The sequence below is a fragment of the Streptomyces sp. NPDC088116 genome (assembly GCF_044741745.1).
GTDB lineage: Bacteria > Actinomycetota > Actinomycetes > Streptomycetales > Streptomycetaceae > Streptomyces.
Genome location: NZ_JBIUTF010000003.1, coordinates 197,436 through 222,190, shown reverse-complemented (window position 1 = coordinate 222,190; position 24,755 = coordinate 197,436). Strand labels below are relative to the sequence as shown.

Annotated in this window: 23 protein-coding genes; 15 read left to right on the top strand and 8 right to left on the bottom strand. The window is 69.4% G+C overall.

Annotation, left to right across the window (positions count from 1 at the left end; translation table 11 throughout):
* Nucleotides 1-47 precede the first annotated feature (47 nt).
* From ACIOJD_RS13490 to ACIOJD_RS13475, 4 genes are all read left to right on the top strand, one after another.
* Nucleotides 48-998, top strand: coding sequence for a cytochrome c oxidase assembly protein (locus ACIOJD_RS13490; RefSeq protein ID WP_401912204.1), 951 nt, complete (start codon nt 48-50; stop codon nt 996-998).
* Nucleotides 999-1,058: 60 nt separating this feature from the next.
* A complete protein-coding gene (locus tag ACIOJD_RS13485) occupies nt 1,059-1,217 on the top strand; it encodes a hypothetical protein (protein ID WP_401912201.1) in 159 nt (52 codons plus the stop codon).
* A 94-nt stretch (nt 1,218-1,311) separates the two neighbouring features.
* On the top strand, nt 1,312-1,773 hold the full coding sequence (locus tag ACIOJD_RS13480; RefSeq protein ID WP_401912199.1) for an SRPBCC family protein: 462 nt from the start codon (nt 1,312-1,314) through the stop codon (nt 1,771-1,773).
* Nucleotides 1,774-1,859: 86 nt separating this feature from the next.
* Nucleotides 1,860-2,222, top strand: a complete 363-nt coding sequence (locus ACIOJD_RS13475) for an ArsR/SmtB family transcription factor (protein WP_401913857.1) — start codon at nt 1,860-1,862, stop codon at nt 2,220-2,222.
* A gap of 113 nt (nt 2,223-2,335) precedes the next feature.
* Here ACIOJD_RS13475 and ACIOJD_RS13470 read toward each other — a convergent pair whose 3' ends face one another.
* Complete coding sequence (locus ACIOJD_RS13470) at nt 2,336-3,592, bottom strand: SPFH domain-containing protein (RefSeq protein WP_401912196.1); 1,257 nt, start codon at nt 3,590-3,592, stop codon at nt 2,336-2,338.
* A 41-nt stretch (nt 3,593-3,633) separates the two neighbouring features.
* Entirely contained in the window at nt 3,634-3,855 is a 222-nt protein-coding gene (locus ACIOJD_RS13465; protein WP_401912194.1) for a hypothetical protein, read from the bottom strand.
* Nucleotides 3,856-3,881: 26 nt separating this feature from the next.
* Here ACIOJD_RS13465 and ACIOJD_RS13460 point away from each other — a divergent pair, with 26 nt between their 5' ends.
* From ACIOJD_RS13460 to ACIOJD_RS13450, 3 genes are all read left to right on the top strand, one after another.
* On the top strand, nt 3,882-4,016 hold the full coding sequence (locus ACIOJD_RS13460; RefSeq protein ID WP_401912191.1) for a hypothetical protein: 135 nt from the start codon (nt 3,882-3,884) through the stop codon (nt 4,014-4,016).
* A 367-nt stretch (nt 4,017-4,383) separates the two neighbouring features.
* On the top strand, nt 4,384-6,087 hold the full coding sequence (gene ctaD / locus ACIOJD_RS13455; RefSeq protein ID WP_401912188.1) for a cytochrome c oxidase subunit I: 1,704 nt from the start codon (nt 4,384-4,386) through the stop codon (nt 6,085-6,087).
* 65 nt (nt 6,088-6,152) lie between these two features.
* Nucleotides 6,153-6,494 (top strand): hypothetical protein, encoded by a 342-nt coding sequence (locus ACIOJD_RS13450; protein WP_401912187.1) that lies wholly within the window; start codon nt 6,153-6,155, stop codon nt 6,492-6,494.
* Nucleotides 6,495-6,660: 166 nt separating this feature from the next.
* Here the strand turns inward: ACIOJD_RS13450 and ACIOJD_RS13445 are convergent, their stop codons facing one another.
* On the bottom strand, nt 6,661-7,026 hold the full coding sequence (locus ACIOJD_RS13445) for a hypothetical protein (RefSeq protein ID WP_401912185.1): 366 nt from the start codon (nt 7,024-7,026) through the stop codon (nt 6,661-6,663).
* Between the two features lie 164 nt (nt 7,027-7,190).
* On the opposite strand from ACIOJD_RS13445, the gene ACIOJD_RS13440 reads away from it, so the two are divergent.
* From ACIOJD_RS13440 to ACIOJD_RS13430, 3 genes are all read left to right on the top strand, one after another.
* Nucleotides 7,191-7,550 carry a hypothetical protein gene (locus ACIOJD_RS13440; RefSeq protein ID WP_401912182.1) on the top strand — a complete coding sequence of 120 codons (360 nt, stop codon included), beginning with the start codon at nt 7,191-7,193 and terminating at the stop codon, nt 7,548-7,550.
* The gene (locus ACIOJD_RS13435; RefSeq protein ID WP_401912179.1) at nt 7,547-8,443 is read left to right on the top strand and encodes a hypothetical protein; all 897 of its coding nucleotides are present in this window, start codon (nt 7,547-7,549) and stop codon (nt 8,441-8,443) included. Before ACIOJD_RS13440 ends, ACIOJD_RS13435 begins: the two co-directional genes overlap by 4 nt.
* 80 nt (nt 8,444-8,523) lie before the next feature.
* Nucleotides 8,524-8,913, top strand: coding sequence for a roadblock/LC7 domain-containing protein (locus ACIOJD_RS13430; protein WP_401912177.1), 390 nt, complete (start codon nt 8,524-8,526; stop codon nt 8,911-8,913).
* A gap of 218 nt (nt 8,914-9,131) precedes the next feature.
* On the opposite strand, the gene ACIOJD_RS13425 is transcribed toward ACIOJD_RS13430, so the two are convergent.
* A complete protein-coding gene (locus ACIOJD_RS13425; protein WP_401912174.1) occupies nt 9,132-9,605 on the bottom strand; it encodes a pyridoxamine 5'-phosphate oxidase family protein in 474 nt (157 codons plus the stop codon).
* Nucleotides 9,606-9,866: 261 nt separating this feature from the next.
* Between ACIOJD_RS13425 and ACIOJD_RS13420 the strand changes: the two genes are divergently transcribed.
* The gene (locus ACIOJD_RS13420) at nt 9,867-10,625 is read left to right on the top strand and encodes a response regulator (RefSeq protein ID WP_401912172.1); all 759 of its coding nucleotides are present in this window, start codon (nt 9,867-9,869) and stop codon (nt 10,623-10,625) included.
* A 30-nt stretch (nt 10,626-10,655) separates the two neighbouring features.
* On the opposite strand, the gene ACIOJD_RS13415 is transcribed toward ACIOJD_RS13420, so the two are convergent.
* On the bottom strand, nt 10,656-12,380 hold the full coding sequence (locus ACIOJD_RS13415; protein ID WP_401912169.1) for a GAF domain-containing protein: 1,725 nt from the start codon (nt 12,378-12,380) through the stop codon (nt 10,656-10,658).
* Between the two features lie 401 nt (nt 12,381-12,781).
* Nucleotides 12,782-14,563 carry a SpoIIE family protein phosphatase gene (locus ACIOJD_RS13410; RefSeq protein WP_401913855.1) on the bottom strand — a complete coding sequence of 594 codons (1,782 nt, stop codon included), beginning with the start codon at nt 14,561-14,563 and terminating at the stop codon, nt 12,782-12,784.
* 251 nt (nt 14,564-14,814) lie between these two features.
* Between ACIOJD_RS13410 and ACIOJD_RS13405 the strand changes: the two genes are divergently transcribed.
* Both ACIOJD_RS13405 and ACIOJD_RS13400 read left to right on the top strand, forming a co-directional pair.
* Entirely contained in the window at nt 14,815-19,155 is a 4,341-nt protein-coding gene (locus ACIOJD_RS13405; protein WP_401912166.1) for a HAMP domain-containing protein, read from the top strand.
* On the top strand, nt 19,152-19,838 hold the full coding sequence (locus tag ACIOJD_RS13400; protein WP_401912164.1) for a two-component system response regulator: 687 nt from the start codon (nt 19,152-19,154) through the stop codon (nt 19,836-19,838). The genes ACIOJD_RS13405 and ACIOJD_RS13400 overlap by 4 nt, the downstream gene beginning before the upstream one ends.
* 25 nt (nt 19,839-19,863) lie before the next feature.
* Here the strand turns inward: ACIOJD_RS13400 and ACIOJD_RS13395 are convergent, their stop codons facing one another.
* Nucleotides 19,864-20,766, bottom strand: a complete 903-nt coding sequence (locus tag ACIOJD_RS13395) for a serine hydrolase (protein WP_401912162.1) — start codon at nt 20,764-20,766, stop codon at nt 19,864-19,866.
* On the bottom strand, nt 20,763-21,680 hold the full coding sequence (locus ACIOJD_RS13390) for a LysR family transcriptional regulator (protein WP_401912160.1): 918 nt from the start codon (nt 21,678-21,680) through the stop codon (nt 20,763-20,765). Before ACIOJD_RS13390 ends, ACIOJD_RS13395 begins: the two co-directional genes overlap by 4 nt.
* A gap of 166 nt (nt 21,681-21,846) precedes the next feature.
* On the opposite strand from ACIOJD_RS13390, the gene bla reads away from it, so the two are divergent.
* Complete coding sequence (gene bla, locus ACIOJD_RS13385; RefSeq protein WP_401912159.1) at nt 21,847-22,776, top strand: class A beta-lactamase; 930 nt, start codon at nt 21,847-21,849, stop codon at nt 22,774-22,776.
* A 413-nt stretch (nt 22,777-23,189) separates the two neighbouring features.
* Entirely contained in the window at nt 23,190-24,722 is a 1,533-nt protein-coding gene (locus ACIOJD_RS13380; protein ID WP_401912156.1) for an ABC transporter substrate-binding protein, read from the top strand.
* Nucleotides 24,723-24,755 lie beyond the last annotated feature (33 nt).

Sequence of the window (24,755 nt, the reverse complement as noted above, 5' to 3'; positions counted from 1 at the left end):
ACGAATCAGGCCGGGGTGTGGCAGGAACGTCCCACGGGAGCACACGGATGGATCACGGCGGGCACGGCATGACCATGGATCTGCCGCCGTTCACGCTGGGGCGGGCGCTGGAGTACTCCCCTGACCTCTTCTTCCTGATCAGCTGCCTGCTGGGGCTCGCCCTGTACGGCTGGGGCGTGCTGCGGCTACGCCGGCGCGGCGACAGCTGGCCGGTCGGACGCACCATCGGGTTCACCCTCGGTGTGCTGACCGTGGCGCTGGTGATGTGCACCGGACTGAACGACTACGGCATGGTCATGTTCAGCGTGCACATGGTGCAGCACATGATCATCAGCATGGTCTCGCCGATCCTGCTGCTGCTCGGCGCCCCCGTGACGCTGGCGCTGCGCGCACTGCCGGTCGCCGGCGGCGGCCGCAAGGGACCGCGCGAGCTGCTGCTCGCGCTTCTGCACAGCCGGTACGTACAGGTCATCACGCACCCCGCCTTCACCATCCCGCTCTTCATCGCGAGCCTGTACGGGCTGTACTTCACCCCGCTCTTCGACTTCCTGATGGGTTCCAAGGCCGGGCACATCGCGATGATGGTCCACTTCCTCGCCGTCGGCCTGATCTTCTTCTGGCCGATCATGGGCATCGATCCGGGGCCGAACCGGCCCAACCACGTGATGCGGATGCTGGAGCTGTTCGCGGGGATGCCGTTCCACGCCTTCTTCGGGATCGCGCTGATGATGGCGACCGAACCGATGGTCGCCGCGTACCGCACTCCCCCGGCCTCGCTCGGGATCGACGCCCTGGCCGACCAGAACGCGGCGGGCGGTATCGCCTGGGCGTTCAGCGAGATCCCGTCCGTGCTGGTCCTGGTCGCGCTGGTCTTCCAGTGGTACCGCTCGGAGCAGCGGCAGGCGAGGCGCTCGGACCGGGCCGCCGACCGGGACGGTGACAAGGAACTGGCGGCGTACAACGCCTATCTCGCCTCGCTCCAGAGCAGGGGCCGGTAGCGCGGAACGCGGGTCCCGGGCGACGATGGGCTTCACGGCCCTGCCCGGAGGAGGACTTACGTGTCCGGATCCACGAAGACCATGGGTGTGGTGACCGTCGGCGCGCTGGTCGTGGTGACCGGCTACACGGCGGTGCTCGGCAGCAACGGCTGGCTCTGGTTCGGGTGGGTGGTCCTGGGGCTGGTCACCATCGGCATGATCACCTCAAGCGGCAACTGAACCACCCCGTCACGCAACCCACAGGTTGCATGACCGCCGGAGTGGTGCAACCATGGAGTTGCACGTCAGTTCCGAGCAGCGGGAGGTTCTTCTCATGTCCACATCCGACGACCGCATCGAGCGGGAGATCACCATCGCGGCGCCCGTGGAACGCGTCTGGGCGGTGCTCACGGAACCGGAGCACGTAGGCCGGTGGTTCGGGCAGGGCCGGCCGACCCCTGTCGATCTGCGTCCGGGCGGCATCATGCACCTGGACCACGGCGCGAACGGCCAGTTCCCGACGACGATCGTGACGGTGGATCCGCCGCGCCGCTTCTCGTACCGCTGGGCGAGCGCGTATCCCGGCGAGGTGGCCACCGAGGGCAATTCCACCCTCGCGGAGTTCACCCTGACCCCGGAGGGCGAGGGGACCAGGCTGCGTGTGGTCGAGACCGGCTTCGCCGATATCGTCATCCCCGAGGACAGGCAGGACAGCGCCTCGCAGGAGAGCCACACGAAGGGCTGGACGGACATGGTCGGGAACATCCGGGAGTACGTGGAGCGGCTCGACGCATGACGGCGGAAACCGGCGGGGAGACCGGCGCCCACGCGGCAGCCGGCCGGGACACAGACGCCCCGGGTCACGACAGCGGGCAGGACACCGTGGCGGAGGTCCTGTCCGCGCTGGCGGATCCGACCCGTCGCCGGATACTGGACGCCCTCGCCGCGCACGGCGAGACGACCGCCACGGTCCTGGCCGCGGAACTGCCCGTCAGCCGTCAGGCGATCGTCAAACACCTCGCCGTCCTGGACCGGGCCGGTCTGGTCACCGGCCGCAGGGAGGGCCGCGAGGCACGGTACGTGGTGCGGCCGGCCGGACTCGGGGTCACCGCCCGGTGGATGGACCGGGTCGCCGCCGACTGGGACAGCCGCCTCTCGGCCGTCAAGCGCCTCGCAGAGGCCACCCAGAACTCCACCGGCGGCTCCCCCGACGAGCCGGACCCCGGACAGGTACCCGGTATCTAGGGCGTGTTGCGAAAGTCCCGCCCGGCCCGCAACGCCCTCAGGGCGGACGGCGCCACTTTCGCAACACGCCCCAGGTCCTGTCCGGGGCCCGGCTGTCACACCGCGCCGTCACATCACATCGAGTCGGTGGCGCGCAGCGTGGGCTTTCCGTTCACGCTCGGCGCCGTGTCGGCCTCCTTGGTCTCCCCGTTCCGCTTGCTGCCCGTGGTCTCCTTGGCGCCTGTGGCCCCGGGGGACGCGCCCTTGAGCGAGTTGAGGATGGCCATGCCCTGGCCCACCAGCCCCGCCGCCATGTCGTTGACGCCGTCGGTGCCGTTCAGGACGGTCAGATTCGCACCCGCCATGCCACGGGCGGCCGCGTCGGCGAGCGCCGGCAGGTTCTCCACGATGCGGTTGGCCGCGATGAGTTCCTGGTTGCCGTCCTTCAAGGAGGCGGCGCGTGCGGTGTTCGCGTCGGCCTGGGCCTGGGCGAGGGTGCGCTCGGCGTACGCGTCGCCGTCCGCCGTGAACTTCGCCTGGTCGCGGGCCGCTTCGGCCAGCGTGCGCTGCCGGTAGGCCTCGGCATCGGCCGGGCGCCTGACCTCGGCCTCCAGCCGCTGCGCGGCGAGCAGCGCCTGACGCTGCGCCAGCTCCGTCTGCTGCTCGATGGTTTCCTGGGAGGCCCTGGCCTCCGCCAGCGGTCCCGCCTGCGCGGCGCGGGCATTGACCTGCTCCGTCTCGGCGTGGAAGCCGGCGCGCTTGATCGCGGTGTCGCGTTCGTACTCCGCCTTGAGCGCGGAGGCCTGTTGCTCGCGCTCGGTCGCTTCCTGGTCGGCCTTGGCCTGGGCGATCCGCGCCTGGCTGGCGACCGCGGCCGCGTGCGGGGCGGCCAGATTGTTGATGTAGCCGGTGGCGTCCTCGATCTCCTGGATCTGGAGCGCGTCCACGACGATGCCGAGCTTCTCCATCTCGCTGTGGCTGCCCTGCTTGACCTCCTGGGCGACCCGGTCGCGTTCGCGGATGATCTGCTCCACGGTCAGTCCGCCGACGATGGAACGGAGGTGGCCGGCGAAGATCCGGCCCACCAGCTCTTCCATACGCTCCTGTTCCGCCAGGAAGCGGCGGGCCGCGTTGGCGATCGACACCGTGTCGTCGCCGACCTTGAACACGGACACCGCACGCACGTTGAGGCGGATTCCCTGCTGGGTGACGCAGTCCTCGACGATCTCCGCCTCACGCAGCGCCAGGGACAGCATGCGGACCTTGTGCTTGATCGGCATGACAAAGCTGCCGTGCCCGGTGACGATCCGGAACTGCGTGTCCTGCGCCTGCCGTTTGGACCCGGATATGAGCATCGCCTCGTTGGGCGCGGGTACATGCCAGAACAGCATGACGGACTCCTGTCCTACTAACTACATGCCTCTTCAGTGATTCAGGAAGGAAAGGGCTCCACGATCACCGACCGCGCCGAGATCGACTCGACGACGATCACGCGAAGGTTTCTGCCGATCGGACGGCCCGCCCAGGCCGCGTAGGCCTCGGATCCGCCCCGTACGGACACCAGAACCTCGCCGGGCCCGTCGGCCGGGATCGGAACGGTGACCCTGCCGATCGCTCCGACCGGGCTCTGCGAGGACTCATCTGCCTCGGACATACGTCGTTGCTCCACCCGATTCCCTCATGGCGACGCTCCAGGGCCGGGCGGACGCGGGCGCCCGTACGGTCGGTTCGCCAGTCGCGATCATGGGTGACCACGCCTTCTGGAGGGCCGCGCCTCCGACCTCGTCCACCATCGAGGACGCCCCCGGCGAATAGGCCGACGGCGACATACCCTCGATGACTTCACAGTACTCCGCACGGCGTCAGGAAGGCATCACCAGCGGCGAGGACCGCGCCCGCGCACGGTGCCGGGTGTACGGGGGCGGAGCGGGACGGGCCTCCGGGGACGGGAAGCGGGGCCGTCCGCCCTATCGGGTGAAAGTGACGTCGTGGCGGTTGCCGCGCGCGGGCACCGGCCCGGAGGCCGGATTCGTTGCCGGGCCTGTCGGCAGAGGGCCCCTGACGAGATACGCCGTCGCCTTGGGCGACGCGCCGGAGGCCGGGAGGTTTCACCGCCCCGGTGAAAGCAACGCCATGCTGCTGCCGGGTTCACCCGCGACCGTTTATCCGGAGGAGCGTTGCAGTGACCACGACGGGCACGGAAGAGTCGGCCGAGGCAGACGACAGCTACGAGAACGAGCTGCCGGTACGGCGTAAGCAGGCGGGCAATGTCGTCGTGAGGTGGCTGACCACCACCGACCACAAGACGATCGGCACGATGTACCTCACCACATCGTTCGCGTTCTTCATGGTGGGCGGTCTGATGGCGCTCTTCATGCGTGCCGAGCTGGCCCGTCCGGGCCTTCAGATCATGTCGAGCGAGCAGTTCAACCAGGCGTTCACCCTGCACGGCACGATCATGCTGCTGATGTTCGCGACGCCGCTGTTCATCGGGTTCACCAACTGGATCATGCCCTTGCAGATCGGCGCGCCGGATGTGGCGTTCCCCCGGCTGAACATGTTCGCGTACTGGCTCTACCTCTTCGGTTCGCTCATCGTGGTGAGTGGCCTGCTGACGCCCGAAGGAGGGGCGAACTTCGGGTGGTTCGCGTACTCCCCTCTGACGGACTCGGTCCGCTCACCGGGGGTCGGCGGTGATCTGTGGATCATGGGGCTGGCTTTCTCCGGCTTCGGCACGATCCTCGGCTCGGTCAACTTCATCACCACCATCATCTGTATGCGCGCCCCCGGCATGACGATGTTCCGGATGCCGATCTTCACCTGGAACGTGCTGCTGACCGCGGTGCTGGTCATCTTCGCGTTCCCGGTGCTGGCCGCCGCGCTGCTCGCTCTGGAGGCGGACCGCAAGTTCGGCGCGCACGTCTTCGACGCGGCCAATGGCGGAGCGCTGCTGTGGCAGCACCTCTTCTGGTTCTTCGGCCATCCGGAGGTGTACATCATCGCGTTGCCGTTCTTCGGCATCGTCACCGAGGTGATCCCCGCGTTCAGCCGCAAGCCGATCTTCGGCTATGTGGGGCTCGTCGGGGCGACCATCGCGATCGCGGGACTTTCGGTGACGGTGTGGGCGCACCACATGTTCGTGACCGGCGGTGTGCTGCTGCCGTTCTTCTCGTTCATGACGTTCCTGATCGCGGTCCCGACCGGGGTGAAGTTCTTCAACTGGATCGGCACCATGTGGAGGGGATCGCTGTCCTTCGAGACACCGATGCTGTGGACGATCGGCTTCCTCGTCACGTTCCTCTTCGGCGGTCTGACGGGCGTCATCCTGGCCTCTCCGCCGATGGATTTCGCGGTCTCCGACTCGTACTTCGTGGTCGCGCACTTCCATTACGTCGTCTTCGGCACGGTCGTGTTCGCGATGTTCGCCGGATTCCACTTCTGGTGGCCGAAGTTCACCGGCAAGATGCTGGACGAGCGGCTCGGGAAGATGACTTTCTGGACGCTGTTCATCGGCTTCCACGGCACGTTCCTCGTTCAGCACTGGCTGGGTGCCGAAGGAATGCCGCGCCGTTACTCGGACTATCTCGCCACCGACGGTTTCACCGCGCTCAACACCGTCTCCACGATCAGCTCGTTCGTGCTCGGCCTGTCGATGCTGCCGTTCTTCTACAACGTGTGGAAGACGGCGAAGTACGGCAGGAAAATCGAGGTCGACGACCCGTGGGGGTACGGCCGTTCGCTGGAATGGGCGACATCCTGCCCGCCGCCGAGGCACAACTTCCTCACGCTGCCCCGGATCCGGTCCGAGTCCCCGGCGTTCGATCTGCACCATCCGGTCATCCGGTCGCTCGACGAAGCCCAGAACAATCCCGCCGCCGCCAGGTGAACCGGTCCGATCGGTCCCGGGACAGCCGTCCCGAGGCGTTCCGGTCCCGGAGCGAGGAGAAGCGTGTGAACCCCGAGGAGGACAGCGCCCGTGGTCTCTTCCAGATCGAGGGCTATCTGCTCTGGAGCGCGGAGATCGAGGACATCCGGCGCCAGGCGGCCCGTTTCACCGAGCAGTTGCCGTGGCTCACGACCGCCCAGCGTGAGGACGTGGAACGCGTGTACGCGACCGACCGGGCCGCCGCGTCCCGGGCCATGCTCATCCGGATCTCGGACCGCGTCACCGAGCTGCGCGGCGAATACTCCGAGCGCTACCGGCAGCTCAGGGCACGTTGTGTGACGGCCGCCGTGGTGGCTGTCGGCGCGGCGAGCGGAACCTGTACCGCGGTCTCCCTGCTCGCGCGCTGACACCCGGGGGGGCCGGGCGGGTACGACGGTGGCCGTTCGCGGCCGCGCGCGGTCACGGGCCGACGTCGGTCACGGGCCGGCGTCGGCCGTTCACAGGCCGACGCCGGTCGCCGCGACGCGTCGGGGAGGCCTCGACGTCGAGGGCCCTCGGACCTTTCGAGGCCCCTCAGACCTCCAGATCGGCTTCGACCTTCTTGAGGTTGTGGCGGGCCAACGCCAGGTTCGCGCGCCCGCGATCGAGCGCGAGATAGAGGAACAGCGAGCCGTGGCTGGACACCAGCGGACGGATCAGGTGGTACTGCTTGCCGAGCGTGATCAGGATGTCCTCGATGGCGTCATTCATGTCCAGAGTGGTGAGAGTGCGTACCTTCGCGCGCACGATCTCGGTGTTCCCCGCCGCGGCGACCTCCAGATCGAGGCCCTGTCCCCCGCCCAGCGTCCCGAGCGACATACCGCTCTCGTAGTCGACCACCGCCACACCGAGGGCGCCTTCTATGCTCATTGCCTCTTTGAGAGCGGTCTCTAGGTTCATCGTGTGGTCCTGTTCCTGAAAGCTGAAGGCAGTCGCGGCCCCGGCAGGGAAGAGCCAGAGGACAAAGGACGCCAAGTTCGGTCACTCATGCGCAAGTTCGGTCACTCATGCGCAAGTTACAGACTAGGCTACTGTGTAATCTGTCTTAATATGAAGGGGTACACGTGTCAGCGATCGAGGCGTCCCTTTCCGCGCTCCTCGGGACTCCCGGAGTCACCGGAGCCGCGCTCGTGGACGCGGTCACCGGACTCACGTACTGCGTGGTCGGAGACGCACTCGAGGTCGGGGACGGCGTGGAAGCCGCCGAACTGGCGGCCGTGATCACGGATCACGTGGGCCGGGCCGGGGCCGGGAGCGAACTGGAGAACGTGATCGTGGCGAGTACGCGTCGTTACCACGTGGTCCAGACCGTGCGGCGGGCCGGTGACCCCCTGCTCCTGATCGCCACGCTGGACCGTGCCGGAACCAATCTCGCGCTGGCGATGCGTCATCTGAACGACCACGCGGAAGGCGTGCTGGCATGAACGGCGGTCCCATTCCCCCGAGTCCGGCGCAGGCCGGTTCTTCCCCACGCAACCTTCCCGCCCAGCTGCTGCGCCTGCATCAGGAGAACTACAGCGGCACCGTGATCGTCTCCGGGGTACCCGGCGGAACGATTCACCTGCGGGACGGCCTGATCGGCGCGATCGAGACCCCGGGGACACCGTCGGTCGAGTCCGCACTGCTGAAATCGGCGCGCGTCAGCGACGAGGACTGGGCCGCCGGTCTGACCGCCGTACGGCAGGTGGACGATCTCGGCGCGACACTGGTCCGCCAGGGGCGGGTCGGCGCCGCCGAGCTGGAAGTCCTCTGCGCCGCGACCGTGTTCGAGGGGGCGTTCGCGATGGCGCTCACCCGGCCCGACGGCTGGGAGGTGGGCGGGCCCGCACCGACCGTACTGACCCGGCACGGCATCGCACCGCAGACCGTCGCGGAAGAGACGACGCGCCGCCTCGCGCTGGTGTCGCAGCGGTGGGGATCACCCGCCGAACTGGCCCGCGCGAGGATGCGGCCCTCGCCACGGGCCGACCGCGTGGCCGGCCGGCTGACGCGGCGCTACCAGGCCGTCCTCGCCGTCGCCAACGCCCGCCGCACTCCGCGCGATCTCGCGTTCACCCTGGGGCGGGGGCTGTTCGCCGTCATGGTGGATCTGATCCGTATGAACGACCTCCAGCTGATCCAGTGGGAGGACCGGCCCCCCGCTGACAGGCCGAGTACCGCCCCACGCGTCGTCGAAGCGGGGGCCGTGCCCCGGACACCGGCCGGCTCGCTGCCACGACGCGTCCCTCGCGGTCGTCCCGAGCACCAGGTGCGCGGCGAGACGCGAGCGTCCGACGGGCCGAGACCGTCGGGGCTCACGGACGGCTCCGGGTTCTGAACCCCTGACCGGGACGCCCGGGACGCCCTACGAGACCATCGCAGGACCACGGCCGGACCACCACCAAGGAGCGAACACCCATGCACGCAAACTCGTCCGTCACCTCTCTCGTCGATGTTCTGGCCTCGCTGCGGGAGCGGGTGATGGGAGTCTCGGAGAGCGTCCTGTCGACAGGCGACGGCCTCCTGGTGGCCGCTGACGCGGACACTGTCCAGCCGGAAGCCATATCGGCCCTCGCGGCGGCGACACTCGGGCTCGGTACGCGCATGGCGCAGCAGGCCGACGCGGGCTCCCTCCGCGATGTGGTCATCCGCTGCGGGGGCGGCCAGATCGTCGTTCTGGCCGTGGGCGAACGGGCGTTGCTGTCCGTCCTGGGCGACGCGGGGCTCGATGTCGCCGCGCTCCAGCGTGAGGCTCCGGCCATCGTGGAGGAGCTTGTCGGTCTCCTCTCCGCAGACGTGTCCTCTTGAAGGGAGACGTCTCCCCCTGAGGGGACATGTTCTTCCCGCTCGCCGGGCGAAGGCCGGAGGCCGGGCATGGTCGTGTGGTGGGGCGCGTGCGTACGCGCCCCACAGCCATGTCATGGGCGCACTGCTCCCACGGTGTTCGCCGTATCCGCGGTGTTTCCGCCCCTGCGGTGTTCTCGCCCTTGCGGTGTTTCCACCCTTGCCGTGTTTTCGCCCGCCGGTCAGTGCGGGGCGTCGGGCGGTGCGTCAACGAGTCTGATGCCGGTGACCAGATGGGGACGGATCCGTACGGCACAGTCCATCGGCCGGTCCGACCAGGGGTGCAACAGCCGCTCGTAGCGGAGCAGATCGCACGGGTCGGTGACCTGACGGCAGTAGCCCGTGGCCACGACGCTCCACCCGAGATGGCTGAACGGATCGATGTCGTCCGCCTGGTAGGCGACGACGAACCCCTGGCTGCCGTGCCGCGCGGCCTGTGTGATCAGGGGGGAGCTGTCGTGGGTACGGATGATGATCTCGCCGTTGTCCACCAGATGGTTCACGGGCCGGACAGCGGGCAGGGCGCGCTGGGTGAAGACGATCCGGCCGAGTGAGGCGCGGCTGAGCAGCGCCAACGCCTGTGTGCTGTCCAGCTCGACGGTTCGCCGCGGGCCCGCCGCGGCTGCCCGCGGGGCTGGGTGGCATGCCTTTGTCATGCGACTGCGTCGTCCCTTCAAGCGGATGCTCCTGCCGTGCGGCGCCGGGCAGGACCGACCACTTGAGTAGAACGCGATCGGTTCCGGCCGCGCCAGGGCCGTTCGGCCCTGAGGCCGTTCGGCCCTATCGGCCAGGGCTCGCGGAGCCGACATACTGGGCCTGGCCACCTCACCCTCCCGCCTTCCCGGCCTCCTGCCTCGCCGGCTTCCCGACTGCCCACCGACCGCCCACCGACCGCCCACCGACCGAACGAGCATCGTGTGACTGAGTCCTCCTCTCCCACCGCCTCCCCCGCCCCTCCCGAGCCGGTACGCGTCTTCATCCTCGACGACCATGAGGTGGTGCGCCGCGGGGTACGCGATCTGCTGGACGCGCAGGAAGGCATCGAGGTCGTCGGTGAGGCGGCGGACGCCCGGGAGGCGTTGGCCCGGGTGCCCGCCACACGCCCGCAGGTGGCGGTGCTGGACGTACGGCTCGGTGAGGACCGCGGCGGCGACCACGCGGGAATTGAGGTGTGCCGCGAACTGAGGGCCAATATGCCGGAGTTGGCCTGTCTGATGCTGACGTCGTTCGACGACGACGAGGCGCTGTTCGACGCGATCATGGCGGGCGCGGCGGGCTATGTGCTGAAGCAGATCAACGGCGCGGATCTGGTGGCGGCGGTACGTACGGTGGCGGCCGGCACCTCGATGCTCGACCCCCGCACGACATCGCGGGTGATGGCCCGGTTACGCGGTCCGCACGACACACCGCCGGCCGGGAAGCCCGAGGCGCCGGTGTCGCCGGAGTCCGAACTGGACCGGCTCTCGCCGAGGGAGCGTCAGATCGTGGAGCTGATCGGCGAGGGAATGACCAACCGCGAGATCGCCGACCGGCTGTTCCTGGCCGAGAAGACCGTCAAGAACCGGATCTCCTCGATCCTGTCCAAGCTGGGCGTCGGCCGCCGTATCCAGGCGGCGATGATCGCGGGACGCGTCCGGGACCGGCGAGAGCACGGGGAGCGCTGCGGCGGCGGCTAGGCCCTGTCCGGCCGATCCTTGCCGCGAGGGTCAACGAGTCCGGTGCTCGGCCTCACAGCCGGGCAGCGGCACCTGCCACACGATGCGCGTGCCGCCGTCCTCGGGCGCCTCGACGGCCAGTGTGCCGTCGTGCAGTCGCGCTCTGGTGCGCATGTTCGCCAGGCCGCCGCTGTGACTCCCGGGCCCGTTGCCGGCGGCCCTACGACCTGCCGGGCTCATGCCCACGCCGTCGTCCGTGACGGTCAGGTTCACCATGTCGCCGACGGTCAGGGCGACTTCGATCCGGCCGGCCCTCGCGTGCCGGGAGGCGTTGGAGAGGGCCTCGGCGGCGACCGCCAGGACCTGCTTGGCCAGTTCGTCCGGGATGTTGGTGTCCACCGGGCCGTCGATCAGCAGCGCCGGCCTGAATCCGAGCGCACGGGCGGCGGTCTGTACGGTCTCGGCCATCCGGCGGCGCAGACCGGACCGGCCCGAGTGGTCCACGGTCCGCAGATCGAAGATCGTGGACCGGATGATGCGGATGGTGGTGTCCAGGTCGTCCACGGCCCGGCTCACGCGTTCGGCCGCGTGCGGCCGGTCCGCGATGGACGGCGTGGTGCTCTGGAGGGTCATGCCGGTGGCGAACAGCCGCTGGATCGCGAGGTCGTGGAGATCGCGGGCGATACGGTCACGGTCCTGAAGGACCGCCAGTTCCTCCGACTCGGCGCGTCGCCGGGCGAGTTCGAGAGCGATCGCGGCCTGGTCGGCGAAGCCCGAGACCAACGCCACCTCGGTCTCGTCGAAGGGCTGACGCCCCGTCAAGCGGCCTAATCGTAAAGCCCCCAGAGCGCCGGTCTCGATCTGGAGGGGCACCGCGACGACGGGCCCGAGGAGGTCATCCGTACCGTCACCGAAGGGGTGGGCCCGGGGGTCGGACCGTACGTCGGAGCTGTCCACCGGCATGCCCGTACGGGCCGCGAGCCCGGCCAGCGAGCCCGTCGCGGGGACGGACAGGCCGCAGACCCGGGCCGCGCCGTGGCCGTGGGCCACCTCCACGGTCAGCCGGTGCTCGCCGTCGGCCACCGAGGGGAGCATCACGGCGGCGCAGTCGGCGTCCGCGACCTCCATCGCCCGTTCGGCGATCAGATGCAGCACCTGCCCGGCCTCCGTGCCGGAGAGCAGGGTGCGGGTGATCTCGCCCAGCGCTTCGAGCCGGCGCTCACGGCGCCGGCTCTCGTCATACATACGGGCGTTGTCGATGGCGACACCGGCGGCGATGGACAGGGTGGTCAGTACGGCCTCGTCGTCCGCGTCGAAGCCCGAACCACCGCGCTTCTCGGTGAGATACAGATTGCCGAAGACCTCCTCGCGCACCCGCACCGGTACCCCGAGGAACGTACGCATCGGGGGGTGGTGCGCGGGAAAGCCGTAGCTGCGCGGATGCCGGCTGAGATCGGTCAGACGCAACGGCTCCGGGTTGTGGATCAGCTCGCCGAGGATGCCCCGTCCGCAGGGCGTCTGCCCGATCTCCGCCGCGAGCCGGCCGGATATGCCCACGGGCACGAACTCCGAGAGCTTCCGGTCGTCGCCGACGACTCCCAGCGCCCCGTACTCCGCGTCGGTGAGGGTGACCGCGGCCTGGACGATCCCCCTTAACACCTCGGGCAGTTCGAGGCCGCGGCCCAGGCTCATCACGGCGTCCAGAAGGCTGTGCATCCGGTCCGGACGACTCGGCTGGGGCCATAACGCCGGTGGTGTGTGCGCCGTCTCGGCCATGCCGCTCCCGGGTGTGTTGTGTCCGCTCACCGGTAACTGTCGAACAGGCTCCGGCCTTCGCGCAGCAGCCTACGACAGCCTCCGGCCCCGCCCGCCGTCCACCTGCCCCCCGGCAGGTAGGGCCGGTCGGCCCGGGATGGGGCTGTTCGGCCCTATGTACACGGTCGGCCGCTCAGTGATCATGGTTCAGCCGGGAAGAGCTGATCCATGTCCCCCGCATTCACCAGCTCTTCCCGGCACACTGATCGCTTCGGAGTCCAACTCCCATGCCCACAAAGGGCGTTCGACTCCGGCTGACAACCTGTTCGCGCCCCCTGTGTGCCCCGCGTGGTCTTCGAGCGAGCACCGGGACCTGAACGGAACGGAATCGAGCAGTCGTGGGAGAAGGCTGTGTGTTCCCGTCAGACTCGACGGGGCTCCGGCAGCGGCGCCGCCTCGAGCACGAGCACGGCGAGATCGTCGTCGACCGACTCGGCGCTGAAGTCGTGCGCGGCGCGGCGCACTCGCTCCGCGACGGCCTTGGCGCCCAGGCCCACACAGCCGCGCAGGATCTCGGCGAGGCCGTCGTCGTCGTCCAACTGCCGGTCGCCGTTGCGGCGTTCGGTCACACCGTCCGTGACGCACAGCAGCGTCTCACCGGGAGCCAGGTCGATGGTGTCGGCGTGGAACTCGGTCTCCTCGTCGATGCCGAGCAGCATCTGAGGGCCCGCCGCGGGTGCCACCGCGCCGTTCGCGGACAGCCGCAGCGGCAGGGGGTGTCCCGCGCTGGCGAGGGTGCAGTGCACGCAGCCCGCGTCCGGGTCGGGCTCCAACTCGCCGTAGAGCAGGCTCAGGAAGCGCGGCCGGTCCTGCTCACCGCCGAGCGCCACGGCTTCGGCGCTCTCCTCCGCCAGGGCGAGGTTCAGCCTGCCGAGTACGGACTCGACGCCGTGCCCCTCGCGGGCCAGCAGCCGGACCAGATGCCGCGCCAGACCGGTGACGGACATCGCCTCGGGGTCGCTGCCGCACACGTCACCGAGCAGGAAGCACCAGCGGCTTCCTCCCATGGGGAACAGGTCGTAGAAGTCACCGCCGACGGTCTGCCCCTCGCCGTGCGGCTCGTAGACGACCGCCGTGTCGACACCCGGGATACGGGCGAGGGACGCGGGGAGCTGACGGCTCTGGAGCGCCCGGCTGATCGTGGCCTGCTGGGTGTACTGCCGGGCGGTGGCGACAGCCTGGGCCACCCGTCGCGCGACATCCCCCACGAGCCGTACGACGCCCTCCGTCATCCGCGAGACGCCGGCCCGGCCGAGGAGCAGCATGCCGTATCCGCGGCCGCCGGCGACGAGGGGGAAGGCCAGGGCGGAGCCGCCCACTCCTTGGGGGTCCGCGATTTCCGGCCAGGGCCAGGGAAGGCCAGAGACGCCGGTTCCGGCGGGCGGGGGGTCGTTCTCCAGCACCACGCGCAGCGCGCCGATGAGGCGCTCGTCGGTGTGCCAGACGCGGGAGAGCCGCAGCTCGCCGTTCTCGGTGGTCAGCCACACCGCGCACCAGTCGGCGAGACGGGGCACCAGGAGCTGTCCCGCGAGGGCGGCGACCATGTGCTCGTCGAGCTGCCCGGAGAGGAGTTCGCTGGCCTCGGCGAGGAAGGACGGCCCGCCGCGGGCGGCCCACTCGGTGGACCGCTCGTGCCGGACACCCGGCGGGGCGGGGACGAGGGGCTCGGCGGAGCCGGGATCGGGCCGCGGCGCGCCACGAGCGAGGCCCTCGGTCTCCGGATCGCCCGCGACGGCGCCCAACGAGGCGCTCCGTGCCCCGGCCCCGAGGTCGGGCGCCATGTCGTCCAGGCGGAACCACACCGCTTTCCTGGTGTGGTGGTAGGTGACGCCCCAGGATTCCGCGAGGGCGGCGACCAGCTGGAGACCCCGGCCGCGGCGTCCCGCTTTCCGCCCGCCGTCGACGACGCCCGTGGGGTTGAGGTCCACCACCTCGATGACCACACTCTCCCGGACCGGTTCGTCCGGACCGTCCAGGCCGGGGACAGGCCCGGTGAAAGGTCCGGTGAGAGGCCCGCCCACATCGGATGCGTCCGTGAGACTGTCGCCTGCCTCGAAACGGCAGACGACCTCGATTCCGGTGCCGGCGTGCAGAACCGCGTTGGTGACCAGTTCGCTGGCGAGGAGCATGGCGTCGTCGAGCATCCGGCCGTCGGCTCCCTGGGCCCCGGGGACCGCCGCCTCGGCGCGCTCGGCGAACGCCGTGCGCACCAGTTCGCGGGCCGCGGCGGGCGCACGCTCATTCCCGGGCAGTGCCACCCGCGAGACCGATTCACGCGTGAGCGGAGACGAAGACCGCACGTGCGGCTCCTGGGCTCTTCGGATGATGAGACTCACTGGCTGCCATATTATGACAGAAATAGGCATACCGGTTGATTGCCGAGAAGGGGGGCATCATGGCACCCGACCCGGCCGCGCCCGATGCCACACCGCCCGCCCGTCCGCCCCGTCGCTCCACCGAGTCCGCCGACGCCTGCGGCCCGCCCGATTCCACGCCGGGGGGCGAATGGATACGCGCCACCGAGCTGCGACCGCTGCTGGCCGCGATGAACGCGATGCGCGACGGCGACTTCACCGTGCGTGTGGAAGACACGGGCGAGGGTGTGCTCGGTGAGATGGCGAGCGTCTACAACCAGCTGGTGACTCGTAACGCGCATCTGGGATCGGAGCTGCAACGGGTCCGCAAGGAGGTGATGCGGCAGGGCAGGCTGGACGAGCGGATCGCGGCGAGCCCCGGCCAGGGCACCTGGGCGACGAACGTGGACGCGATGAACCAGCTGGTGGACGCGCTGGTGGGACCGGTCGCGAACGCGACGCGCGTACTGGACGCGGTCGCGGCGGGAGACCTCACGCAGCGGGTGGACATGCACGACGGCAATCGTCAGCTCCGTGGGGAGCTGCGGCGGCTGGGGAGCGGTGTGAACCGGATGGTCGACCAGCTGTCGCAGTTCACGGGCGAGCTGACGCGGGTCGCCCGTGAGGTCGGCACCGAGGGCCGCCTCGGCGGGCGGGCGAAGGTGCAGGGGCTGTCCGGGGACTGGCGGGATGTGACCGAGGCTGTCAATACGATGGCTTCGCGGCTGACGGCTCAGGTGCGGGACATCGCGGTGGTGACCACGGCGGTGGCGCGCGGTGACCTCACCCAGCAGGTGACGGTCGAGGCCACCGGTGAGCTGCTGGAACTGAAGCTGACCGTGAACACGATGGTCGACCAGCTGTCGGCGTTCGCCGACGAGGTCACGCGAGTCGCCCGCGAGGTCGGTACCGAGGGAGAGCTGGGCGGCCGGGCCCAGGTACGCGGGGTCTCCGGCGTATGGAAGGACCTCACCGACAACGTCAACTTCATGGCGTCGAACCTGACCTCACAGGTCCGCAACATCGCCCAGGTGACCACGGCGGTGGCCAACGGTGACCTGTCGCAGAAGATCACCGTCAACGCGCGGGGAGAGATCCGGCTGTTGAAGAACACCGTCAACACCATGGTCGACCAGCTGTCGGCGTTCGCCGACGAGGTCACCCGGGTCGCCCGCGAGGTCGGCACCGAAGGCCGTCTGGGCGGCCGGGCCCAGGTACGCGGGGTCTCCGGCGTATGGAAGGACCTCACCGACAACGTCAACTTCATGGCGGACAACCTCACCACCCAGGTCCGCAACATCGCCCAGGTCGCCACCGCCGTCGCGGAGGGGGATCTGAGCAAGACGATCACGGTCGAGGCCAAGGGCGAGATCCTCGAGGTGAAGTCGACGATCAACACCATGGTGGACCGGCTGTCGTCCTTCGCCGACGAGGTCACGCGCGTGGCACGCGAAGTCGGCACCGAGGGAAATCTGGGCGGCCAGGCCCAGGTACGGGGAGTGTCCGGGGTCTGGAAGGAACTCACCGACAACGTCAACTTCATGGCGCTGAACCTGACCTCACAGGTCCGCAACATCGCCCAGGTGACCACGGCGGTGGCCGACGGCGACCTGTCGAAGAAGATCACGGTGGACGCCCGTGGCGAGATCCTGGAGCTGAAGGACACCGTCAACACCATGGTCCAGCAGCTGCGGGCGTTCGCCGACGAGGTCACCCGGGTCGCCCGCGAGGTCGGCACCGAAGGGCAGCTGGGCGGCCGGGCCCAGGTACGCGGAGTGTCCGGCGTATGGAAGGAACTGACCGACAACGTCAACTTCATGGCCTCGAACCTGACTTCACAGGTCCGCAACATCGCCCAGGTCGCCACCGCGGTGGCCCAGGGCGATCTGTCGAAGAAGATCGATGTGGACGCGCGCGGGGAGATCCTGGAGCTGAAGACCACTATCAACACCATGGTCGACACGCTGTCGTCGTTCTCCTCCGAGGTGACCCGGGTCGCCCGCGAGGTCGGCAGCGAGGGCCGACTGGGCGGCCAGGCCCGGGTGGAGGCGGTGTACGGCACCTGGAAGCGCCTGACCACCAACGTCAACGAACTCGCCTCGAATCTGACCACTCAGGTCCGGGCCATCGCCGAGGTCGCGTCCGCCGTCGCCCAGGGCGACATGTCCGCGTCCATCTCGGTCGAGGCACAGGGAGAGGTGGCCGAGCTGAAGGACAACGTCAACCTCATGGTGGCCAATCTGCGCGAGACCACCCGCGCGAAGGACTGGCTGGAGTCCAATCTCACCCGCATCGCGGGCCTCATGCAGGGCCACCGCGACCTGGTCGAGGTCGCCGACCTGATCCTGAGCGAACTCACCCCCCTGGTCAACGCGCAGTTCGGGGCGTTCTTCCTCACCCAGGCCGGTGCGAAGTCGGGCGAGGGTCTGGAACTCATCGCCGGATACGGCACCGGCCGGAACCAGGACCCGCTGCCGACGGCCGGGGCCGCGGGCCGTGGCCTCGTCGCGCAGGCCGCGCTGGAGAAGAAGCCCATCCTCATCACCGACGCCCCACCGGACTACATCACCATCAACTCCGGGCTCGGGGCGGCGCTCCCGGCCAGCGTCGTCATCCTCCCCGTCCTCTACGAGGACCAAGTACTCGGGGTGATCGAGCTGGCCTCCTTCAGCCGGTTCAGCGAGGTCCATCTGGCCTTCATCGACCAGTTCGTCAACACCATCGGCGTCTCGATCAACACCATCATCACGAATGCCCGCACCGAGTCGCTGCTGTCCGAATCGCAGCGCCTGACCACCGAGCTGCGTCAGCGCTCGAACGAACTCCAGCGCACCAACGCCGAGTTGGAGGAGAAGGCCGCGCTTCTGGCGACCGCGTCACAGTACAAGTCCGAATTCCTGGCCAATATGTCGCACGAGCTGCGCACCCCTCTCAACTCGCTCCTGATCCTGGCCCGGTTGCTCGCCGACAACCCCGACGGCAGGCTGTCCGACAAGGAGGAGCAGTTCGCGGCGACCATCCACCGCTCCGGCTCCGACCTCCTTCAGCTGATCAACGACATCCTCGACCTGTCGAAGATCGAGGCGGGCCGGATGGACCTCCGCCCGCAGCGGCTGCCGCTGGTGAAACTGCTGGACTACGTGAACGCCACCTTCCGGCCGCTCGCCACCGACCGGGGCCTGACCTTCGAGATCACCGTCGGCGAGGACGTACCGCGCGAAATGTTCTCCGACGAACAGCGCCTCCAGCAGATCCTGCGCAACCTGCTGTCCAACGCGCTGAAGTTCACCTCGACGGGCGGGGCGCAGCTCCTGGTCGAACGCGTGCCGGGGACGCAGTTCGACGAGGAGACGCTGCGCAACGCCGACGCCGTCATCGCGTTCGCCGTGCAGGACACCGGAATCGGTATCCCGGCGGAGAAACTCCCCGTCATCTTCGAGGCGTTCCAGCAGTCCGACGGCACCACCAGCCGTAAGTACGGCGGGACCGGGCTCGGCCTGTCCATCAGCCGGGAGATCGCGGGGATGCTCGGCGGCCGTATCGTCGCCGAGAGCGAGCCCGGCGTGGGATCCCGCTTCACGCTCTACGTGCCCTCGGCCTTCTCCGGCGTACGCCCCGCGCCCGACGCGTCCGCGCCACGGGCCACGGCGGCCTCCTCCGTACCCCCCGTGCTCTCCCCGCGGGCCGAGCCCTCGCCGGACTCCACCGACCACGCGCCGAGCGGTGCGTTCGGCGGTACGGACAGCCTGATCGGCACACGGGCCCCTGGGGACACCGACAGTGAGGACGCCTCCTGGCCGGAGACGACACGGCTCAAGGAGTGGCTGAGCGGACACTCCGGCCGTGTGCTGGCCGGGCGGCGCATCATGATCGTCGATGACGACATCCGGAACGTCTTCGCACTCACCCATGTACTGGGCCGGGTCGGCGTGACCGTGACGTACGCGGAGAACGGCCGCGAGGGGCTGGACGCGTTGCACCGCAACCCCGATGTCTCCCTGGTCCTGATGGACGTCATGATGCCGGAGATGGACGGATACGAAACGATCCGGGCCATCCGTGGCACGGCACGCCTCGCCGACCTGCCGATCATCGCGCTCACCGCGAAGGCCATGCCCGGCGACCGTGAGAAGGCGATCGACAGCGGCGCCGACGACTACGTGCCCAAGCCCGTGGACGTCGACCGGCTGCTGTCGGCCGTCTGCGACCTGCTGGACCGGCGGAACGGGACCGGGACGGCCGAGGCCGGTGCCGCCGGGGACGGGAACGGGACGGCCGAAGCCGGTGCCGGGGACGGGAACGGCGGGGCCCGGGACGGGGACAGCGGGGACGGCGGCGAGGCCGGGTCCGGGGACGCCGGCTCGCCGAGGCGGGAATCATGAGCACCAATGCCTCCGACAAGGCCGGCATCCTGATCGTGGACGACATGGAGGAGAACCTGGTCGCGCTGGAGGCCGTCCTGGGACCGCTCGGCCGGACACTCGTACGGGCCCAATCCGGCGAAGAGGCGCTGAAGGCGATGCTGCGGCAGGAGTTCGCGGTGGTACTGCTCGATGTCCTGATGCCGGGCATGGACGGCTTCGAGACCGCCGCGAACATCAAGCGCCTCGACCAGACCAAGGACGTACCCATCATCCTTCTGACGGGCGCGGATGCCGACGCGGACTACGCGTACCGGGGATACACGATCGGCGCCGCCGACTTCCTGACCAAACCCATCGACCCCTGGCTGCTGCGCACCAAGGTGAACGTATTTCTGGAATTGCACCGCAAGAACAGTCAACTGGCCGCGCAGACAGAGAAGTTGGGAAGACAGCTGGCCGCCGAAAGAGACCCGGCCGGCTCCCCCGCGGGCCGCGGCGGTCCGGAGAGACGGATCGAGGACGCGTCGGGGGGGTACGAGGAGCGGCTGGCGGAGATCGTAGGGCGGCTCACCCAGGCCGAGTTGCTGCTGCGCGAGGCGGGCGACGCCGAGGCGGCCGGCCTCGCCGACCGCCTCGCCGATCTGGGGCGCGGCGTCGAGGGGCTGCGGGAGAGCCGGGGCGGAGAGTTGGGGTCGGCATGAGCGGCAGGTTCTCGGCGAGAGGACTCTAGAGCTGCCGGAGGTGGTCACGCAGTGTGCGGGCGACCTGCGCCATGACGGCGTCGGCGCCGGGCTGGGTACTGGCCGGCACGAGTGACTCGGTCAGGACCGCGATGGCGAACGCCTGGCCGTCGGAGTGCTCGACCACCCCGATTTCGTGGCGGAGGTTGAGGAGCGTCCCGGTCTTGGAGGACCAGGTGGTGGCGTCGGAGCTGAAGTCCGGAGTGAGGCGGTGGCGCATCAGGTTGTTGGCCATGAGACCGCGCACGCGCCCGGCCACTTCGGGGTCGATCTTCGATGGTGTCCAGAGGGCTTGGAGCAGTTCGACATGGGCACGTGCGCTGCCGGTGTTGGCGCGGGTGGTGTCGAGTTGGGGCACCCGGTGTCCGCGGCCGCTGGTTCCGGCGTCGATGGCGAGAGCGTGGGCGAGATGGACCTCGGCGGCGTCGAAGCGTTCCACAGGAGTGTCGGCCAGCTCGCGCATGGTGTGCCGGACCGTGAGGCCGCGGAGGCCGAGATCCAGGAGGATGCCGGCGACCTGCGCGGGCGGGGTGAGGTCGAACAGCGCGTCGGCGGCCGTTCCGTCGCTCACGCAGGTGCTCAGGTAGAGAAGGTCGTCGATCGCGATCCGGGCGGGGTGCTGGAACCGGGTCAGCCCGGTGGGGCCGGGCGTGGTGATCCGTCCGGGTCGCACATCGAGCATCGTCGCTCCGTCGAGCTCGCCCCGGCGGATGCGCTCCGCCGTCGCCAGCGCGAGCGGGACCTTGACCAGGGAAGCGGCGGGCAGTGGGGTGTCCGGTTCGATCCCCACCTCTTCTCCCGTGCGCAGATCGCGCACGAGCAGGCAGCCGCGCAGACCGCTGTCGTGCAGTTGCCGGCGCATGTCGCGAAGCAGTGACTCGGTACTCACGCCGCCGCCCCTCCCGTCACGGCGCCGTCCGGGGCGGCCGACCGGGTTCCGGCGCCGAGGCAGCGGGCGATGGCATCGCCCAGGCGCGCTTCGGTGTGCTGCGGATTGCCGTCCCCGGCGGCGGCGAGGGCGAACCCCCGGCTGAGCGTGATCTCACCGATGGGCCGCCAGTTCAGGGCCAGGTCCTCGGCCTGCGCGGGGGAACACAGCAGCAGGTCGCCCGTGCAGAGCACCTCCGCCGCCGCGGTCGTCAGGTCGGCGGCGGAGGCGACCTGGGCGGGGCGCAGGCCGACCGCGTCGCGCAACCGTGTCAACGGGTCACGGATGTGCGGCACATCATCCTCCGGTTGGATCCAGATACGGCGGGCCGGGCCGGGCAAGGCCCGTCCGACCCGCAGCGTCTCGAGGTAGACGCGCTTCACGCCGAGGTCCTGGGCACCGGCGAGTCCGAGCGGCACGGACCATGCCGCCTCGTCCGCGGGCACCGCGAGCAGGGCGGCACGCACCTGCTGGGAGTGGATCAGCTCCCTGCGGCGCGCAGGCGCCGCGATACGCAGATCGAGGGTGACTCCGTGTCCGCGCGCCTCGGCGACAAGGCGCGCCAGAGCGGCCGTGGAGCAGACACCGGGCACCGCGAGCCGCCACGGCTTGCGCTTGGCGGCTTCCGCCTCGTGCAGCAACACCTCGGCCGACCGCACGAGTTGCCTGGCCGCGGGCAGCATGTCCCGGCCGAACGGGGTGAGTACGGCTCGCCGCGACGTGCGCTCGAACAGCTGCTCACCGAAGTGTTCCTCCAGGGCGGCGACTCGGCGGCTGGCCACCGACTGGGACATCCGGGCCGCGTCCGCTCCTACGGTGAAACTGCCGTATTCGCTCACACTGACAAACGCGCGACACGCTCCCACCAGATCCACGGCATGAACTCTATGCCAGTTCGGCATGGAACAGCGCCTGAGCGTATTGGACCGCATGGCCGCCCGGCGGAAAGGGTGATCCCGTACTCACGACCACGCACCGGGATGGGGCAGTGCGGCCCCATCCCCTTTCGCGCCCCGCGTGCGGGGCCCCGGAGGTTTGGACATGCAGCAGTACACCCGTGCCCGGCGCACCGCTCTTGGCGCGCTTGCCACACTCGCCCTCCTCCCGCTCGTGGCCTGCGGCCAGGGCGCCTCCTCGAACTCCCCGTCCGCGTCCGGCGCACCGACGAAACCGCGCACGGCGGCGAAGCCGTTCGCCCGCGACCTCGAGGAGCTTGAGCGTACGTTCGACGCGCGGCTGGGCGTCTATGCCGTCGACACCGGCAGCGGGCGCGAGGTGGCCTACAACGAGGGCGAACGGTTCGCCTACGCCTCCTCGTTCAAGGCGTTGGCCGCCGGTGCCGTGCTGCGAAAGCACTCCCCGGACGGGATGGACCGGGTGATCATGTATGCCGAGGACGATCTGATCGACCACTCCCCCGTAACCGAAAAGCACGTCGAGACCGGGATGAGCCTCCGCGAGCTGTGTGATGCCGCCGTCCGCTTCAGTGACAACACCGCGGCCAACCTGCTCTTCGACGCTCTTGGCGGACCCAAGGGCCTGGACGCGGCACTTGAGGAGATCGGCGACGACGACACCCGGATGGAGCGCCGGGAGCCCGGACTGAACCGATGGACGCCCGGCGTCGCACAGGACACGAGCACGCCGCGGGCGATGGCCGAGGACCTGCGCGCGTATGTCCTGGGCGACGTCCTCGACAAGAGCGAACGCCATCAGCTCACGAAGTGGCTGCGGACCAACATCACCGGAGCCGACCTCATCAAGGCGGGTGTGCCCAAGGGCTGGGCGGTCGGCGACAAGACCGGAGCGGGCAGCTACTACGGCGCCCGCAACGACATCGCCGTGGTGTGGCCCCCCGACGCCGCCCCCATAGTGATGGCGATCATGTCGAACCGCCATGAGAAGGACGCCGATTTCGACAACAGACTGATCGCGGAAGCGGCATCCGTGATCGCCGCCACACTGTCGTGACGGACGGCATGGCGCCGTCCGCCCCGAGGGCGGGCGCGCGGCACCAGCCCCGGCAGACCCCACGCGCCCGGTGACGATGGGCTCCCGGACGGCCGCGGTGGGCACTCCTTCCCGGCCGCCGTCGGTCGCCGGGACTTTTCGGCCCGCCGTTTCTCCCGGCGGGCCGCAGTGCTGTCCGGGTATGAAACCGCAGGTGACAGGGGATCCGGATGATTTCTGACGCCCCGACAGATGGTCTGCATGAAGGCAGTAAGCAACTTACTGTTTACGAAAGATTGTAGACAACAGACCGAGTGTGGCTCTACGTTTCCTGTTCATCGGCAAGGCACTCGCAGCGATTTGTCAACGTCCACCGGCGCTGAATCCCCGGAGCCGGCATGCGTCCCTGACCTTCATCGAAAAAGTGAGCAGCTATGAAGAGAACGCGTATGGCCTGCGGGATGACGGCGATGACTCTCACGCTCGGAGCCTGCGGCATGAACAACGGCGGTGGCGCCGCCGAGAGTGGCGGCGGTGGCCCGAGCATCGTGATCGATGAGCCCTTCGCCCCCGCGGCGGGCTGGGCCCTGGAGACGGACGACGCCTTCGTCCTGTCGAAGGCCGGCTGTCTGGAGACGCTCGTCTCCCACGCCGACAACAGCGAACTGGCCCCGATGCTGGCCACGTCCTGGACCCAAACCACCCCCCTGACCTGGAAGTTCACGCTTCGAAGCGGCGCCACCTTCCAGAACGGCGATCCGCTCGACGCGAAGGCCGTGACCGCGGCTCTCCAGCACGCCCTCAAGGTGAAGGCGCCGTCGGCCGCCTTCGGCCCGGACGCGATAGCCGGTGTGAAAGCGCTGGACAAGAGGACGGTCGCCGTCACGACGGTCACACCGGACCCGCTGGTGCCGGAGCGACTGGCCACACCCAACACGGGCATCCTCGCGCCCCAGGCCTACGGGAAGTCCCGCATCGAGCCCAAAGGAACCTGCACCGGCCCCTTCACCCTGGCCGAAGAGGTTCCCCAGCAGTCCGTCCGCATGAAGCGCAACGACTCGTACTGGGGCGGGCGCGCCAAACTCGCCTCCGCCGAGGTGCGCTTCATCGCCGACGGGGCGAAGCGGGCCACCCAGATCCAGACCGGTGAGGCCCAGCTCGTCAGGAAGCTGCCGGCCACCAGCGTGCAGGACCTCAAGGGCAGCAGCGGGATACGCGTCGACACCGCGGAACTCTCCAGGACCACCAGCCTGATCCTCAACAACAAGAAGGCGCCCCTCGACAACGTGAAGGTGCGCCAGGCGATCCAGGCGGTGATCGACACCAAGAAGATCAACCAGGCCGTCTACTTCGGCGCCGCGCGCCCCGCGGTGGGTCCTTTCGCCCCCACTGAGCCCTTCGCTCCCAGCGGCGCGCAGCCCGTGAAAGCGGACCCCGCCAAGGCCAGGGCGCTGCTGGCCCAGGCCGGTGTCGAGCCATCGTCGATCAAGGTCCAGCTGCTCACGTACACCGAGGGCGCCGGCTTCGCCGACCTCGCGGCCGTCATCCAGGACCAGCTCAAGTCCATCGGCATCACGGTGACCATCAAGACCGCCGACTACGCCTCGCTGGAACCGGAGATGCTCTCCGGCGACTTCGACATGACGCTGCTGTCACGCAACCACCTCGGCGACATGCCCGACCCCCTGGGTTTCCTGGCCGCCGACTACAGCTGCAAGGGCAGCTTCAACATCTCGCACTTCTGCGACCCCCAAGTGGACGCCCTCATCCACAAGGCCGGAACCACCACCGACCGGCAAACGCGCTACGCCATCGAGTCGGAGGCCGCCTCCGTCCTCCAGTCCCAAGCCGTGAACGTCTTCCTCGTCCACGACACGGAATCCGTCGCACGCGGCAGCCGGGTGACGGGCTACTCCATCGACCCCTACTACACCCTGACCGCCGACCTCGACGTCGCCTCGAAGTGACCCTCACCGGGGACACAGCCTCAGCACAGACAC

What these genes read in the sequence shown, in the direction of transcription:
- ACIOJD_RS13490 (WP_401912204.1), top strand. Translation starts at nt 48, where the DNA reads ATGGATCACGGCGGGCACGGCATGACCATGGATCTGCCGCCGTTCACG.
- ACIOJD_RS13480 (WP_401912199.1), top strand. Translation starts at nt 1,312, where the DNA reads ATGTCCACATCCGACGACCGCATCGAGCGGGAGATCACCATCGCGGCG.
- ACIOJD_RS13470 (WP_401912196.1), bottom strand. Translation starts at nt 3,592, where the DNA reads ATGCTGTTCTGGCATGTACCCGCGCCCAACGAGGCGATGCTCATATCC.
- ACIOJD_RS13465 (WP_401912194.1), bottom strand. Translation starts at nt 3,855, where the DNA reads ATGTCCGAGGCAGATGAGTCCTCGCAGAGCCCGGTCGGAGCGATCGGC.
- ACIOJD_RS13460 (WP_401912191.1), top strand. Translation starts at nt 3,882, where the DNA reads ATGGCGACGCTCCAGGGCCGGGCGGACGCGGGCGCCCGTACGGTCGGT.
- ACIOJD_RS13445 (WP_401912185.1), bottom strand. Translation starts at nt 7,026, where the DNA reads ATGAACCTAGAGACCGCTCTCAAAGAGGCAATGAGCATAGAAGGCGCC.
- ACIOJD_RS13435 (WP_401912179.1), top strand. Translation starts at nt 7,547, where the DNA reads ATGAACGGCGGTCCCATTCCCCCGAGTCCGGCGCAGGCCGGTTCTTCC.
- ACIOJD_RS13430 (WP_401912177.1), top strand. Translation starts at nt 8,524, where the DNA reads ATGCACGCAAACTCGTCCGTCACCTCTCTCGTCGATGTTCTGGCCTCG.
- ACIOJD_RS13425 (WP_401912174.1), bottom strand. Translation starts at nt 9,605, where the DNA reads ATGACAAAGGCATGCCACCCAGCCCCGCGGGCAGCCGCGGCGGGCCCG.
- ACIOJD_RS13415 (WP_401912169.1), bottom strand. Translation starts at nt 12,380, where the DNA reads ATGGCCGAGACGGCGCACACACCACCGGCGTTATGGCCCCAGCCGAGT.
- ACIOJD_RS13410 (WP_401913855.1), bottom strand. Translation starts at nt 14,563, where the DNA reads ATGCTCGACGACGCCATGCTCCTCGCCAGCGAACTGGTCACCAACGCG.
- ACIOJD_RS13405 (WP_401912166.1), top strand. Translation starts at nt 14,815, where the DNA reads ATGGCACCCGACCCGGCCGCGCCCGATGCCACACCGCCCGCCCGTCCG.
- ACIOJD_RS13400 (WP_401912164.1), top strand. Translation starts at nt 19,152, where the DNA reads ATGAGCACCAATGCCTCCGACAAGGCCGGCATCCTGATCGTGGACGAC.
- bla (WP_401912159.1), top strand. Translation starts at nt 21,847, where the DNA reads ATGCAGCAGTACACCCGTGCCCGGCGCACCGCTCTTGGCGCGCTTGCC.
- ACIOJD_RS13380 (WP_401912156.1), top strand. Translation starts at nt 23,190, where the DNA reads ATGAAGAGAACGCGTATGGCCTGCGGGATGACGGCGATGACTCTCACG.